Consider the following 14949-nt stretch of genomic DNA (forward strand, 5'->3'; position numbering starts at 1 on the left):
ACAGATTAAAAATGGAGGGCGCAGATGAAAGTATTAGTAACAGGGACAAAAGGACAGCTTGGATATGATGTGGTAAATGAGCTGGAGAAGAGAGGACATACAGCAGTTGCAGTTGATATTGAAGAGATGGATATTACAGATGCTGTTTCAGTTGAGAGGGTTATTACGGAAGCAGAGGTAGAGGCAGTAATCCACTGTGCGGCTTACACAGCAGTTGATGCTGCGGAAGATAATGTGGAAATCTGTCGGAGAGTCAATGCAGAAGGAACCAAGAATATTGCAAAGGTATGTAAAAAACTAGATCTAAAAATGATCTACATCAGTACCGATTATGTATTCGATGGAGAGGGTGAAAGACCATGGGAACCGGATGATGAGAGACATCCTCTAAATGTATATGGACAGACGAAATACGAAGGAGAACTTGCAGTAGAAAAGTATCTGGAGAAATATTTTATTGTTCGTATTGCATGGGTATTCGGTGTGAATGGAAAGAACTTTATCAAGACAATGCTGAAGCTTTCAGAAACTCATGAAGAATTGAATGTTGTGGACGATCAAGTAGGATCCCCGACGTATACTTATGATCTTGCGGTATTGCTTGTGGATATGGTAGAGAGCGATAAATATGGAAGATACCATGCGACAAATGAAGGACTCTGTACCTGGTATGAATTTGCAAAAGAGATTTTCAGACAGGCAGGTGTAGAGGTGAAAGTAAATCCGGTTACAAGCGATATGTTCCCTGCAAAAGCAAAGAGACCTAAGAATAGCAGAATGAGCAAGGAGAAGCTCGATGCAAATGGATTCCACCGACTTCCAACATGGCAGGATGCGTTGGAAAGATATCTTAGCGAGATTCGCTAGAATGAAGGAAGGTATTTTCATGAAAAGCAGATGGAAACAGATGTGCATTTTTCTCGTATTGATCCTGAGTATGATTGGATGTGGACAGAAAGAAACGGAGCCGAAGGAAGAACAGACTCAGACAGAAGATACAAAAGACGAAGAAAGCACGCAGGAAACACAACAGAAGGAAGAATCAACTCAGTCTGCAGAGCCAGAGCAGGGAAGCCAGTCACAGAAGGAAATCAAAATCTATTTTGCAAATAAAGATGCGTCTGGTTTTGAAACGGAAGAGGTTGCGATGGAAGACGTATCAGCCGAAAAGATTTGGGAACAACTTGTGGCAAAAGGAGTTGTACCGGCAGATACGCAAGTAATCAGCTGTACAGAAAAGACTATTGATGGGGAAAAGGCATTGCAGTTGGATCTGTCTGAAAAATTTTCTACTTATCTGAATGGGCAGGGTTCCTCTGGAGAGTACTTGACAGTAGGGTGTATCTGTAATACTTTTTTGGATGCTTTTGATGGAGAGTCGATACGGATAACCGTAGACGGGAAAAAACTTGAGACAGGTCATGCGGAATATCCGGGATATTTGTCAAAATATGAATCCGAATAGAAGGTTTTAGAAAAATATGAGTGAAAAAGAGACAAAGACATTTAAAATTAAATGGACAAAAGTCTTGAAGAAAGTATCCCCTTATAACATTAAAAAGGGGATACTTTATTTAAGGCATTATGGTCCGAAAGAATTTTGGGTAAAACTTACGGAGCGATTCCAGGCAGATGATGTCGATTATGAGCAGTGGTATGAGAATCATAAGGCTTTGCCCGAAGAACTGGAAAAGCAAAAAAACGAAAAATGGAAAAGAAAGCCATTGATCAGCATTGTAGTTCCTGTTTATAATACTCCGCAGGTATTTTTGCGGCAAATGATTGAATCAGTTCAAAACCAGTCCTACTCCGAATGGGAACTTTGTATTGGAAATGCAAGCCCGGAAAATAAGGAAATGAAAAAGATTCTGGAGGAATATAAAAACGATGCGCGGATCAAAGAAGTAGAAATTCCGGAGAATAAAGGAATTTCGCAGAATACAAACAGAGCGATGGAGATTGCTTCCGGAGAATTGATCGGTCTTTTGGATCACGATGATCTTCTCGCTCCGAATGCACTGTATGAGATTGCGAAAGCGGTAAATGAGCATCTAGATGCAGAAGTGATCTATACGGATGAAGATAAGGTGACCACTGATTTGAAAGAACATTTTCAGCCGCACTTAAAGCCAGATTTCAACTTAGATCTTCTCCGTTCCAACAACTACATCTGTCACTTCTTCGTAGCCAGCCGTGATCTGATCAAGCGTGTAGGAGGATTCCGCCCGGAATTTAACGGAGCGCAGGACTATGATTTGATTCTTCGCTGTACGGAGCAGGCGAAGCAGATTGTGCATATTCCAAAAATTTTGTATCACTGGCGTGTCCATAAGGCGTCAACTGCAGATAATCCGGCTAGCAAGATGTATGCGTTTGATGCGGGAAAGCGTGCAATTGAGGAACATCTTGTCCGCTGCCGTACAAAGGGAACCGTACAGCATACGAAAGATCTTGGATTTTACCGGGTAAAATATGAAGTCTGCGGGGAACCACTTGTATCGATCATTATTCCAAATAAGGATCAGTCGGAAGCGCTGAAAAAATGTCTGGATTCGATTCGAGAAAAGACAAGCTATCGGAATTATGAGATTATCATTGTAGAAAATAATAGTGAGGAGCCGGAAACATTTGCCTTCTATAAAAAGATTGCAGGGGAGAAGATTAAGATCGTCACCTGGGAAGGGGAATTTAATTATTCCGCGATCAACAACTTTGGTGTTCGTCATGCGAGAGGAGATTATCTTCTGCTTCTCAACAATGATGTGGAGATTATTAACGGGGACTGGCTAACAGAGATGCTTTCCCACTGTCAGAGAAAAGAAGTGGGAATTGTCGGGGCGAAGCTATATTACCCGGATAATACGATCCAGCATGCAGGAATCATCATCGGGATTGGAGGCGTTGCAGGAAGTGTCTTTGTAGGGCTTCCAAGAGCGTTTTCAGGATATCTCCACAAGGCATCGATCCAGCTTGATCTCAGTGCAGTCACTGCAGCATGTATGCTTGTAAAACGCTCTGTATTTGAGCAGGTCGGCGGGCTTGAGGAAAAGTTGAAAGTAGCGTTTAATGATGTGGATTTCTGCCTGCGCGTCAGAGAAAAAGGGTATCTTGTTGTCTATGATCCGTATGCAGAGCTGTATCATTACGAATCGAAGACAAGAGGTGCCGAGGATACGAAAGAGAAAATCAGAAGGTTTCAGACGGAAATCGAATATATGAGAAGTCATTGGATCGGGCTTCTGAAAAAAGGCGATCCGTATTACAATTGTAATCTGTCACTGACAAAGTGGGATTATTCGTTGAAAAATAATCAGAGGAGCTAAGAGATAGATGTACGATGTGTCAGTCGTTATACCAAACTACAACGGAATAAAGTATCTGGAGCATTGTCTGGAGGCTCTGGAAAAGCAGAGAGAGGTTGCCTTTGAGACGATCATTGTAGACAACTGTTCGCAGGATGGAAGCGCCAGCCTGGCGAAAGAGAGGTTTCCACAGTGCTGCTATCTGTCGCTGGATCAGAATTATGGCTTCTGCCGCGCGGTCAATGAAGGAATCAAAAAGGCAGCGGCTCCGTTTGTAGTGCTTCTCAATAATGATACAGAAGTGGAGCCTGAATTTTTGAAAAATCTGTTGGATCGTATCAGTAAGGATGAGCGGATCTTTTCGGTGGAGGCTCGGATGATGCAGTATCACAGAAGAGAACTGATTGACAGTGCGGGGACATCTTATTCAGCGCTCGGATGGGCATCGGCAAACGGAAAAGATAAGACGAAAGAAAAGTTTCTGACTTCCCGGAAGGTGTTTGCGGCATGCGCGGGAGCGGCAATTTACCGGAAATCGGTCTTTGAGGAGATTGGATATTTTGATGAGGAGCATTTTGCATATCTGGAAGACATTGATATCGGATACCGTGCAAGGATTCACGGATATTACAATGTCTATGAGCCGTCAGCAGTTGTCTACCATGTGGGAAGCGGGACGAGCGGCTCCAGGCACAATGAATTTAAGGTGAAATATTCATCGAGAAATAATGTCTATCTGATTTATAAAAATATGCCGCTCCTTCAGATTTTATTGAATAGCCCATTTTTGCTGATTGGTTTTCTCACAAAAACGATCTTTTTTGCCGCAAAAGGATTCGGGAAAACTTATGTAAAAGGACTTGCAGAAGGAGTACGCCTTTCTCGAAATAATCGGGAGAAAAAGATTGTTTTCCAGAGAAAAAATTTTGGCAGTTACTGGCAGATTCAAAAGGAACTGTGGAAGAATCTGCTTGTATATTTTCAATAGGAATATAAAAAGTAAAGGAATGAAAAGGCTGTTGCAGCAGAACATTTGCAAAAACGATGGGCGCCGGAGGCGTTTCAGGAAGAGGCAAAGAAAAGCTGCAATAGCCTTTTTTGTTTCGGTTAAAAAATAAAATGCAACCTTTTCCGCTTGCGGCACGTCTAATAGTTGAAAAGAAAAAACATTTACAAGAAAAAACAACGGGAGGAGGGGCAATTGTGATACAGCTTGTCAGAAGAGCAAAGAAAAAAGACGATCAGGCTTTTGTAGAGCTGATTGACCGATGCAAAGGGGATCTTTATAAAGTGGCGAGAAGTTATCTGAATAGTGAAGATGATATTGCAGATGCGATTCAGGAGACGGTCATAGATTGTTACGAAAAGATTGGAAGCCTCAGGGAGGCAAAATACTTTAAAACATGGCTGACAAGGATCCTGATCAATAATTGTAATGACATCTTAAGATGTGGAAGGAGGGAGTGTCCTTTGGAGGAAGCAGCACAGATCAGAGGAGAGAGCAGGGAGTTGGAGAGATGTGAGTTTGAGGACGTTCTGGATGCATTGGATGAGAAATATCGGATCATTCTTGTGCTGTACTATGGTGAGGGATTTAAAATACGGGAGATTGCACAGATCCTGGAATTGGAAGTGAATACCGTAAAGTCCAGGCTTTCTAGAGGAAGAAAGCAGTTTGAACACATGTATTGTATGGAACCGAGTATGCAGAGGGGGTAATGTAGATGAAGAAAGAATTTGACGAAGAAGTAAAGAAAAAGCTGAGGGAAGATGTGGATGTGCCGGAATGTGTAGATGAGGGGATTAAGAGGGCATATGATATGATCGGGATTTCCGGTGAGAAAAAGGTAATACGGCGAAGAAAGAGAATCTGGCCGGCAGCTGCGGCAGTTGCCGCGTTGACAGCAGGGATTTCCATTACAGCAGTAGCAGTGAATTATTATCTGAAAGTTCATCTGAAAGAAGAGGGACAGGTTCTGAAATATTATATTGAAGTGGATAAAGAACAGAAAGAAGCGCACCAGATTGAAGTGAATCCGACATATCTTCCGAAGGGATTTGAAGCAGAACAGGCAGAAGAAGGGGCGGCAAAGAAACTCTACGGGACAGCGGAGGGAGATAGTATTTCCATTATCTCTTATAATGCGGCAGAACTTTATCGGATGTCGCAGCTCGAGGAGAATGTTTTTGCCGAATATCGGAAAGACAGCTATACCGCAGTCGAGGGAGAACAGAAGTTAGATCTGTTTACGAGAAAAAATGAAAAAGTAGACAGCGATAGGGAGATTACAGATGTATATCTGTTTAGTGAAGAAGAGGGATATGGAGTCTGGATTTGGAGTGAGAGCAGTCTAGAGCAGGAAGAACTAGTGAAAATTGCAAACGGGCTGGAGATCACTGTCTTAGAGGAAACTGTGCCATATCCGTCTGAGGCGGAAATTGCAGAAGAACTGGAAAAAGACAAAGATGCAACCAAGAAAGCCGAAGCAGAGCAGGAGTATCGGAGCAGCAATGGGGTTTCAGAAGAATTGGTTTATCAGGTTGGCGAAGAAGTAAAAGACACAACGAGAGAGATGATGGCAGAGTCATATCCGGATTATCTGAGTGAAGTTTATCTGAGCAAAGAGGAGGATATCAGATTTACTGTTCTTAGTACAGCAGTGTCAGATACACTTCCGACAGATACATTTTCGCAGCAATATTTTACAACAGACATGGAAAACTGGATGAACGAAGACACGTCGTTAAAAGCACACCAGAGATATCGGCTTGGAGAAGAGGAAGGACAGACGACTTTTGATGCACGGGCAGACAAAGAGGCAGAGACAGTGAATTCAAAGTATGTCATCGTGAAGATGAAAGCGAAAAATGTATCTGCGTTTCAGACAGACTTGAATAAGACAGTGGGCGTGTCAATTGCACCGATTCTTACCGTGATGCAGGAAGGAGAAGCGGGAAAGCTTGTGTATCCGCAGGAAACATTCTGGTCGGCAAATGAAGGATATGATCTCCAATGGGGAGCAGAAAGAGGAGGATCATTCCCAATTTATTTTGACAAGCCATATTTTACAGAGGGAATCAAGGGAGTAAAATCAAGGCTGTTTTGTCCGCTTGCTCCGGGGGAGGAAATGGAATATACATTAGTCTATGTGGTAGACGAAGATCAGCTTTCAAATATGTATCTGCATTTTTATCCGCAAAATGAGATAGAGATAAATGGAGAGTATCTGACAACTCCGTATGTGGACATCAGCCAGTAAAGAAAGCAGACAGAAATCTGAATGAAAGATTCAGATGACAAAAAAGAACTTGTGTGGATGGGAGAAAAGAAAGAAAAATCTCCATCGCATAAGTTCTTTTTTGTTACAAAAATATTACAAAGACTACACTTTTTCTTGTGATTTTTAAAACTTTATTGTATTATATATAGGATAATGGAAAAAAATAGATATAGAATCAAATGAAATAAACAATAGATGAGAAACGGGTGAATGAATTTTGATCAAAGATAATCAGAAACATTTTAACCGGATGCATGTTGTGCTGGATGCATGTGTGATTATTTTTTCTTATGTTCTGGCATGGTATCTTCGGTTTAAGAGCGGACTGTTTCAGCAGGATCCGTGGTTTTTATCTCTTCATGAATATATGGGAGCACTTCTCTACATTGTTCCGGGCTATTTAATGTTGTATTATTTATTCCAGCTTTATACGCCGAAGCGGGTACGTGGACGGAGACTGGAAGCATGGAATATTCTGCAGGCAAACACGATCGGGCTGATGGTGTTCACATTCGTGTTGTATATTATAGAGCAAGCAAATTTTTCCAGAAAAATGATCGCGATTTTTTTCTGCGTGAATATTGTGACAGAGATTTTTATGAGAAATCTTGTGCGGCATTTCCTGCGGGATATGCGGAAGCGCGGTTATAATCAGAAACATATGATTTTGATTGGATACAGCCGGGCAGCGGAGCAATACATTGACCGGATCAAGGCAAATCCAGAGTGGGGATACACCATCCGGGGAATTCTGGATGACAATCAGCCGAGAGGAATGGAATATAAGGGTGTCAAGGTGATTGGTACGATTGAAAATCTAAAGATCATCCTGCCGCAGAATCGTTTGGATGAGATTGCGATCACACTTGGAATTAATGAGTATTCCAAGTTGGAATCCATTGTTGCAATGTGTGAAAAATCAGGAGTGCATACGAAGTTTATTCCGGATTATAATCACATCATTCCGACCAAACCGTACACGGAGGATCTTTTGGGACTTCCGGTCATCAATATCCGCCATGTACCACTCAGCAACACATTGAACCGATGGATGAAGCGATTGATGGATATTTTCGGAGCCATCGTCGCAATTATTTTATTCTCTCCGGTGATGCTGCTTGCAGCAATCCTTGTCAAGACGACATCAGAAGGACCGCTGATTTTCAAGCAGGAGCGTGTGGGACTTCACAACAGACCATTTTATATGTATAAATTCCGATCAATGGTTGTGCAGGATAAAGCAGCAGAGAAAGGAAAGTGGACCGTCCAGAATGATCCGCGCGTGACACCGATCGGCAAATTTATGAGAAAGACAAGCATCGACGAACTTCCGCAGTTGTTCAATGTCCTGAAAGGTGAGATGAGCCTTGTGGGACCAAGACCGGAACGACCGTTTTTTGTAGAGAAATTTAAAGAAGAGATTCCGCGCTACATGGTCAAACATCAAGTACGCCCGGGGATTACTGGGTGGGCACAGATCAATGGCTACCGGGGGGACACTTCTATTATGAAGCGAATCGAATATGACTTGTATTATATTGAAAACTGGACTATCGGGTTGGATATTAAAATATTGATTTTGACGTTCTTTAAAGGCTTTATCAATAAAAATGCATATTAGTAAGGAGATTATAGATGGGAACAAAGAGACCGTCCGGGAGACGATATCCGGAAGATGAAAGAGAGATGAGAGCAGCAAGATCCGCCTCGGAGCGGAGACGACGTGCGCTGGAGGAGAAGAGACGGGCGAAGAAGAAAAAGAGGAGAAGAAGAATCGGTATTTTAGTGGCTGAAGTGATTATCCTCAGTGTATTGTGTGTTTTTGCATATGCGACAGTAAAGATGGACAAGCTTGATTTCAATTTTCTGGATGAAGATAAGCTGGAAGTATATAAGGATACCGGACCGTATACAAATATAGCGCTGTTTGGTCTTGATGCCAGGGAAGGTGAGAGCATTGAGAGCGGTGTGCGAAGCGACAGTATGATGATCGCCAGCATCAATAATGAGACGAATGAGGTAAAAGTCGTTTCTATTTTCCGAGATACACTGTTAAAACAGCAGGACGGTACGTTTGACAAGGCGAATGCGGCATATTCGTATGGAGGGCCGCAGGAGGCGATTGCACTTCTGAACCGAAATCTGGATCTGGATATTAAAAACTACATGAGTGTGGACTTTAAGGCGCTCTCGGATGTGATCGATGCACTCGGTGGAATGGAATTGGAACTGACTGCAGAGGAAGTCGTACATATGAATAATTACTGTGTGGAAACTTCAGAAGTGACTGGCAAAGATTACGAGAGAATCGAGCCGGAAGTGACAGGAACTTACCATTTAAATGGTGTGCAGGCGACATCCTACGCCAGAATCCGTGCCACGGCGGGAGGAGATTACAAGAGAGCGGAGCGCCAGCGGCTTGTGATCGAGAAGATTGTAGAGAAAGCACAGAAGGCAAATTTAAAAACATTGGATAAGATTATAGACGTCGTATTTCCGCAAGTATCCACGAGCTTTTCTTCTAAAGATCTGATTGGGATTGCAGCGAATGCACTCTCTTATCAGTTGGGAGAGACACAGGGATTCCCATATAGTATTGCAGATACAGATGTAGTGGATGGATATGAAGGCTCTTATGTAGTTCCTTCAGATTTTGACGGGGATGTCAAAAAGCTGCATGAATTTTTGTTCAATGAGAAAGACTATCAGGTATCGGATACGGTCAAGGAAATCAGCCATGAGATTGACGTGATGTCAGGAGCAATTGTAGAAGATGGATATACCGATGAGTATGGAACCGATGAAGGATATTCGGAAGAACCATACGGTGGTTATGAGTCTGACGGTTACGAGACCGATGTTTATGAAAGTGAAAATTACGAAGGCTCTTACTAAGAAGAGAAAAAGAGCAGGAAGACAGGGGACACAAGTGTAATAATGTTAGAAGAAAGAAGAAAAAGAGCTGATGTCATTATTCCGGTCTATAGGCCGGATGAAAAATTAAAAAAACTGTTGGAAGGGTTAAGAAAACAGACGCATTTGGCAGAGCATATTTTTCTGATCCATACAAAAACAGAGGGAGTCTCGTTAGAGTGGTGTAAAGAATACGAAACAGTACAGATTATAGAAATCAGGCCAGAAGAGTTTGATCATGGAGGAACAAGACGGATGGGCGCAGAACTGTCTGACGAGGAATTCCTGATTTTTATGACACAGGATGCAGTGCCGCAGGATCAGTACTTGATCGAAAAACTGATGGAACCTTTCCAAGATCCAAAAGTCGGAGCAAGTTATGCAAGGCAATTGCCGGATAAAGACTGCCGGATGGTGGAATGCTATACGCGAAGCTTTAATTATCCACAGGAAAGCAGAATAAAAACGATTGAGGATGTGGATAAACTTGGAATTAAGACGTTCTTCTGTTCAAATGTATGTGCCGCTTATAAAAAGTCAGTTTATAAAGAACTGGGGGGATTTGTACCGCGGGCGATCTTTAATGAAGATATGATTCTGGCAGGGACAATGATAAAGGCAGGATATGGCATCGCATATGCGGCGGATGCAAAAGTAATCCACTCTCACAATTACAGTGGGAGACAGCAGTTTCACAGAAATTTTGATCTTGCAGTTTCGCAGAAAGATCATCTGGAGATTTTTGCTGGGATCTCATCCGAGAGCGAGGGAATGCGCCTTGTGATTTCAACAGTCAAATATTTACTGAAAAATAAGAAAGGGATGGAAATTCCCGGTCTGATTGTACAGAGTGGGTGCAAGTTTCTGGGATATAAACTGGGGCTGCATTATGAGAAGATGCCGGAATGGCTTGTTTTGCGCTGCACGATGAATAAAACTTACTGGAAATCACAAAAAAACGCATAAAGTCATTGTAGTTCGCTGATAAGTGCGATATGATAAAAGATAGCTTACGGATAAAAACATAGAAGAACAGTTGTAGGAAAAGAAGAAAGGATACAATTATGACACAGAGACAGTCAAGAAGAAGACGTGCAAGGAGAAGACGGAAGCATGGATTTTCCACATGGTCACTGGGAAAGAAGATTTTATTAGTTTTTGTCATTGCATTGCTTTTGATGATCACGGTAGGTGTTGTCTATGCGGCAGATAAGCTTGGCAAACTTGAGCAGACGAAGCTGGACACAAAGAAATTGAGTATTTCAGATGAAATTGATCTTGGAGATGGATATACGAATCTCGCATTGTTTGGACTGGATTCCAGAGATGGGGAGTTAGGCGAAGGTGTCAGAAGTGACAGTATTATCATCGCAAGTCTGAACAATAAAACAAAAGAGATTAAGATGGTTTCTTTATATCGTGACACGCTGTTAGAACTGGAAGACGGAAGTCTGAACAAAGCGAACTCGGCATATGCATTCGGAGGTCCGGAAGAAGCGGTCGCGATGATCAATAAAAATCTGGATCTGAATATTGAGGATTATATTGCAGTGAATTTCAACGCACTTGTCGATGTCATCGATGCACTTGGCGGCATGGATGTGACATTGTCTGATGCGGAAGTAGTGCATATGAATAATTATTGTGTGGAGACTTCGGAGGTGACAGGAAAGTCTTATACAAAGATTGAACCAGAAGTTGCAGGAACGTATCACCTGAATGGAGTGCAGGCGACATCGTACGCACGTATCCGCTACACAGCCGGAGGAGATTTTGAAAGGACAGAGCGTCAGCGTTTTGTTCTGGAGCAAATAGCGGAGAGTGCAAAAAAGGTAAGTTTTTCTTCGTTGAATTCCATCATGGATAAAGTATTCCCTCAGGTGGCAACAAGTATGGAACTTGGGGAAATGTTAAAGTATGCCAAAATAGGAACCAGTCTTAAGATTGGCGCTACGAAAGGATTCCCGGAAGCCAATACGAGTGATACACTAAGTGGTGTCGGAAGTGTAGTAATTCCAGACAGTCTGATCCAGAGTGTCAGAGAACTGCATGAATTTTTATTTCCGGATCTGGAGTATGAAGTGTCTTCCACTGTGACTGCGATAGATGAAAAAATAAGAAATAAATCTTTGGACCGTTCGGATGGATCTGATTTTGTGGAAGATGAAGTAAACTTCTATTCGGAACCGCAGTATTATGAGTATGGAAGTCCGGAACAGGATGTATGGACTGGCGGAGAGACTCAGACACCAGATTATGGAACAGGAGATTCTTCGGGAAGTATCGAGGGATCAGGAACAGGAGAATCAGGTTTGCCGGGAGGTGACGGAACCATTTCACCGGACGGAGGTGGAAGTGATCTCGGCGGTGGAGATGTAGGAGACAGTATGGGAGGCGGAGAGACTGGCGGTGTTGATACCGGAACCGGTCAAGAGATGACGCAATAACAAGAAACATACGATAAAGAGGATAAGAGGATGAAGATAGCAAAGAAAACAGCAGCATTTTTATTGGTATTATTTCTGGGAATCCAATGTATGCCGTTGACTGCACTGGCGGCGGACGGAACATTGTCATTCTCAGATCCTACTGCAAAAGCAGGAGAAACGATAGAAGTAACTGTCAAGATCAACACAGCAGAGGGACCGATCGGGGACGGTCAGGTACAGGTTACCTATGATCCGACCTATCTGGAATTTGTCAGTGGAGTCAATGCGACTGGAGAAGCAGGAACGATTACGCTTTCTGCATCCGGAAATGGAACAGATTCTGAACTCGCATACAGCATGACCTTCAAGGCTTTGGCAGAGGGAGAGACAACTTTGCAGGCAGTGGGATATACAGCGTATACGTTTGGCGGTGAAGAATTGAATCTGACACTTGGGACATCTGCGGTTAAGATTGAAGCGGGAGATGGCACACAGCCGGCCGCTGCACAGCAGCCAGGCACACAGACTATGATTGAGCTGGATGGAAAGCAGTATTTTATTGCAGATGATATTCCAGAAGCGCTGATCCCGGAAGGATATGAGAAGAGCCAGCTCACATATGAGGGAAGCCCACATACAATCCTTGTGCATACCGGAAGCGGTCAGAAGATGATTTATTTGATGGATACGCAGGGTGAGGGAAACCTGTTTTTATATGATAGTGAGACAGATCATTTCTCTGCGTTTGAAAAGATAGACTTATCAAGTGATTCGTATATTCTGATCACAGATGACAAAGAAAGTGCAAATATTCCGGAAGATTATGAGGAAACAACAATTCAGATCAATGGGAAAGTATTTCCTGCATGGCAGAATGTAGTTGACACAAAATTGGCTGATTTCTGTCTGGTATATGCAGTGGATAATGCTGGAAAAAAAGGGTTATACCAGTACGACAGCACACAGAAGACCTACCAGAGATTTCTTCCTCCAACGGCAGAAAAAGAGAAACAAGATGGTTCTGTTGCAAATAAGGTGACAACATTTGTAGAGGAGAATCTTCCGAAAATCATGGTAGGGGCTTGGGGAGTTTTCCTGATGATGTTGCTGCTCATTGTGATCCTTGCTGTAAAACTTCGCCATAGAAATGAAGAACTGGATGATTATTACGATCAGGAATATGACGAAAATCCGCGTGCAGCGAGAGGGTTCTCGTCAGAGGATTATGATGAGTCCGACGACGATGACTATGATTACGAAGAGGATTATGACGAGTCTGACGAAGATGACTATGATTACGAAGAGGATTATGACGAGTCTGACGACGATGACTATGATTACGAAGAGGATTATGATGAGTCCGAGGAAGATGACTATGCTTATGAGGATGCTTATGACGAGTCCGAGGACGATTATGAAGATGACTATGATTACGAAGAAGACTATGAGTCGGAAGATGCTTATGATGATTTGTTAGATTATTATGATGATGACGATGATGATGAGTTGGAGCGGGAGATTCTGGACGAGGATGAAGGATTTTTCGATAAGAGAAGCGGTAAAAAAAGAGGAATCGATTTAATCTAACCAGTAGTGTAGAAAGAAAAGTTTCAATGAAAGGGGAGTACGAAGCATGAAGATGAAGAAAGTAAAAGCAGTTTTAGCAGCATTTGCGCTGATTGCTATGATGCCGTTTCAGGTAATGGCAGCAGATGGAAGTATTATGTTTTCTGACCTGACAGAAGAAACGGGAAGAAGCGTAAAGACAGGTGAGACGGCTGAAATTAAATTTGCGGTAGCCTCTACAGCAGGTGCAATTGGAGAGGCCAATGTCACTTTGACTTATGATGCCAGCGCGCTGCAGTTTGAGGGCGCAGAAGGTGTCACAGAGGGAAGTGAAAAAGGATCGCTGGTCTATACGGGAAAAGGGGATGGAACAGTAGCAGAATTAAGAACAACTCTGAAATTTAAAGTATTAAAAGCAGGAGATTTGTCGATCCATGTCGCATCTTACCAGGTGACCTCCAGTGTGGGAGCACAGCTGACTGAAGTGGAAACAGGAAGTTCTGCAATCACAGCACTTCCAGGGGAGACAGAGGTGGCAGAGCAAACTGGCAGCGAACAGCAAGGACAGACGACAGGAGAAGCAATTGAGATTTCAGATACATACAAGATCACGCTTCTCACAGAAAAGCCGGATACAGAACTGCCGGAGAATTATGTAGATACAGAATTGACATTGAATGGAAAATCTTATCCGGTATGGCAGGATGAGAATAAATCTTCTTATTACATCGTCTATGCAGAAAACAGTGATGGTGAAAAACAGTTATATCAGTATGATTCAAAAGAGGGAACTTACCAGAGATTTATTGCGCCGGAGACAAAAAAAGACAGCGCATCGGGAATCAAAGGGAAGATCAAAGGTGTGTTGGAAGGACATCTGATGCAGGCAGTTATCGGAGTGGCTGCGGTTGTCGCATTCCTTCTTCTGATGGTGTTGATTCTTGCAATTAAATTGCACAGACGCAACCGAGAACTGGATGAGATGGAGCTGTTCGGTATGCAGGAAGACGATGATTTTGAAAATGACCTTTCAGACTATGAAACAGATGCTGATGAGGCTGAGTTTGATGACGATTATGATGAATATGAAGAGGATGATTACGAAGAGGATTACGATGACGAAGACGACTTTGATGATGAGGACGACTTCGAGGATGACTTTGATGATGAGGAAGATCGCTCTAAGACATTTTCCATGGACTTCATTGATCTTGATTAAGAATACATTTTAGTATGAGAATCTAATACTGTGCAATCATGACAGGATAAAAGCTGTTGTGGAACAAAAAATTATGAAAATGTGTGCATAGATAAAATCTGTGAAACAGTTTTCTAGTGTAATTTTGTTCTGCGGCAGCTTTTCTATTTGAGAAAATGCTTTACAAAATTCGATATTCTTGCTACAATACAACACGAAAATGCAAAAAAAACGGATGTTTGTGCAAAAAGGAGGACTTA

12 protein-coding genes are annotated in these 14949 nt (G+C 42.5%); all 12 read left to right on the forward strand.

The genetic code is table 11. The features are described 5' to 3' along the window. Nucleotides 1-24: 24 nt before the first annotated feature. The 12 genes from rfbD to ACESPO_RS08865 all read left to right on the forward strand — a co-directional run bounded on the left by rfbD (nucleotide 25) and on the right by ACESPO_RS08865 (nucleotide 14710). Nucleotides 25-867, forward strand: coding sequence for a dTDP-4-dehydrorhamnose reductase (rfbD, locus tag ACESPO_RS08810; protein ID WP_390109636.1), 843 nt, complete (start codon nucleotides 25-27; stop codon nucleotides 865-867). 19 nt (nucleotides 868-886) lie between these two features. Beyond that, on the forward strand, nucleotides 887-1465 hold the full coding sequence (locus ACESPO_RS08815) for a GerMN domain-containing protein (RefSeq protein ID WP_120105807.1): 579 nt from the start codon (nucleotides 887-889) through the stop codon (nucleotides 1463-1465). Between the two features lie 16 nt (nucleotides 1466-1481). Continuing rightward, the gene (locus tag ACESPO_RS08820) at nucleotides 1482-3323 is read left to right on the forward strand and encodes a glycosyltransferase family 2 protein (RefSeq protein WP_120091316.1); all 1842 of its coding nucleotides are present in this window, start codon (nucleotides 1482-1484) and stop codon (nucleotides 3321-3323) included. A 7-nt stretch (nucleotides 3324-3330) separates the two neighbouring features. Then, complete coding sequence (locus ACESPO_RS08825) at nucleotides 3331-4290, forward strand: glycosyltransferase family 2 protein (RefSeq protein ID WP_499788690.1); 960 nt, start codon at nucleotides 3331-3333, stop codon at nucleotides 4288-4290. 215 nt (nucleotides 4291-4505) lie between these two features. Then, nucleotides 4506-5021, forward strand: coding sequence for a sigma-70 family RNA polymerase sigma factor (locus ACESPO_RS08830; protein WP_320853154.1), 516 nt, complete (start codon nucleotides 4506-4508; stop codon nucleotides 5019-5021). Nucleotides 5022-5026: 5 nt separating this feature from the next. After that, entirely contained in the window at nucleotides 5027-6562 is a 1536-nt protein-coding gene (locus ACESPO_RS08835; protein WP_499788691.1) for a DUF4367 domain-containing protein, read from the forward strand. Between the two features lie 238 nt (nucleotides 6563-6800). Then, complete coding sequence (locus ACESPO_RS08840; protein ID WP_008976485.1) at nucleotides 6801-8204, forward strand: undecaprenyl-phosphate glucose phosphotransferase; 1404 nt, start codon at nucleotides 6801-6803, stop codon at nucleotides 8202-8204. A gap of 14 nt (nucleotides 8205-8218) precedes the next feature. Then, nucleotides 8219-9478, forward strand: a complete 1260-nt coding sequence (locus ACESPO_RS08845; RefSeq protein WP_499788692.1) for an LCP family protein — start codon at nucleotides 8219-8221, stop codon at nucleotides 9476-9478. Between the two features lie 42 nt (nucleotides 9479-9520). Beyond that, entirely contained in the window at nucleotides 9521-10462 is a 942-nt protein-coding gene (locus ACESPO_RS08850; protein WP_499788693.1) for a glycosyltransferase family 2 protein, read from the forward strand. Between the two features lie 98 nt (nucleotides 10463-10560). Then, nucleotides 10561-11943 (forward strand): LCP family protein, encoded by a 1383-nt coding sequence (locus ACESPO_RS08855; RefSeq protein WP_008976482.1) that lies wholly within the window; start codon nucleotides 10561-10563, stop codon nucleotides 11941-11943. Between the two features lie 30 nt (nucleotides 11944-11973). After that, nucleotides 11974-13512, forward strand: coding sequence for a cohesin domain-containing protein (locus ACESPO_RS08860; protein ID WP_499788694.1), 1539 nt, complete (start codon nucleotides 11974-11976; stop codon nucleotides 13510-13512). 46 nt (nucleotides 13513-13558) lie between these two features. Further along, nucleotides 13559-14710 (forward strand): hypothetical protein, encoded by a 1152-nt coding sequence (locus ACESPO_RS08865; RefSeq protein ID WP_117501168.1) that lies wholly within the window; start codon nucleotides 13559-13561, stop codon nucleotides 14708-14710. Nucleotides 14711-14949: the final 239 nt, after the last annotated feature.

The organism is Coprococcus sp. HPP0074 (genome assembly GCF_964238105.1).
GTDB lineage: Bacteria > Bacillota > Clostridia > Lachnospirales > Lachnospiraceae > Faecalimonas > Faecalimonas umbilicata.

Excerpts from the sequence above, each read along its gene's own strand:
- rfbD (WP_390109636.1), top strand. The coding sequence starts at position 25 with ATGAAAGTATTAGTAACAGGGACAAAAGGACAGCTTGGATATGATGTG.
- ACESPO_RS08815 (WP_120105807.1), top strand. The coding sequence starts at position 887 with ATGAAAAGCAGATGGAAACAGATGTGCATTTTTCTCGTATTGATCCTG.
- ACESPO_RS08855 (WP_008976482.1), top strand. The coding sequence starts at position 10,561 with ATGACACAGAGACAGTCAAGAAGAAGACGTGCAAGGAGAAGACGGAAG.
- ACESPO_RS08820 (WP_120091316.1), top strand. The coding sequence starts at position 1,482 with ATGAGTGAAAAAGAGACAAAGACATTTAAAATTAAATGGACAAAAGTC.
- ACESPO_RS08850 (WP_499788693.1), top strand. The coding sequence starts at position 9,521 with ATGTTAGAAGAAAGAAGAAAAAGAGCTGATGTCATTATTCCGGTCTAT.
- ACESPO_RS08860 (WP_499788694.1), top strand. The coding sequence starts at position 11,974 with ATGAAGATAGCAAAGAAAACAGCAGCATTTTTATTGGTATTATTTCTG.
- ACESPO_RS08865 (WP_117501168.1), top strand. The coding sequence starts at position 13,559 with ATGAAGATGAAGAAAGTAAAAGCAGTTTTAGCAGCATTTGCGCTGATT.
- ACESPO_RS08835 (WP_499788691.1), top strand. The coding sequence starts at position 5,027 with ATGAAGAAAGAATTTGACGAAGAAGTAAAGAAAAAGCTGAGGGAAGAT.
- ACESPO_RS08845 (WP_499788692.1), top strand. The coding sequence starts at position 8,219 with ATGGGAACAAAGAGACCGTCCGGGAGACGATATCCGGAAGATGAAAGA.
- ACESPO_RS08825 (WP_499788690.1), top strand. The coding sequence starts at position 3,331 with ATGTACGATGTGTCAGTCGTTATACCAAACTACAACGGAATAAAGTAT.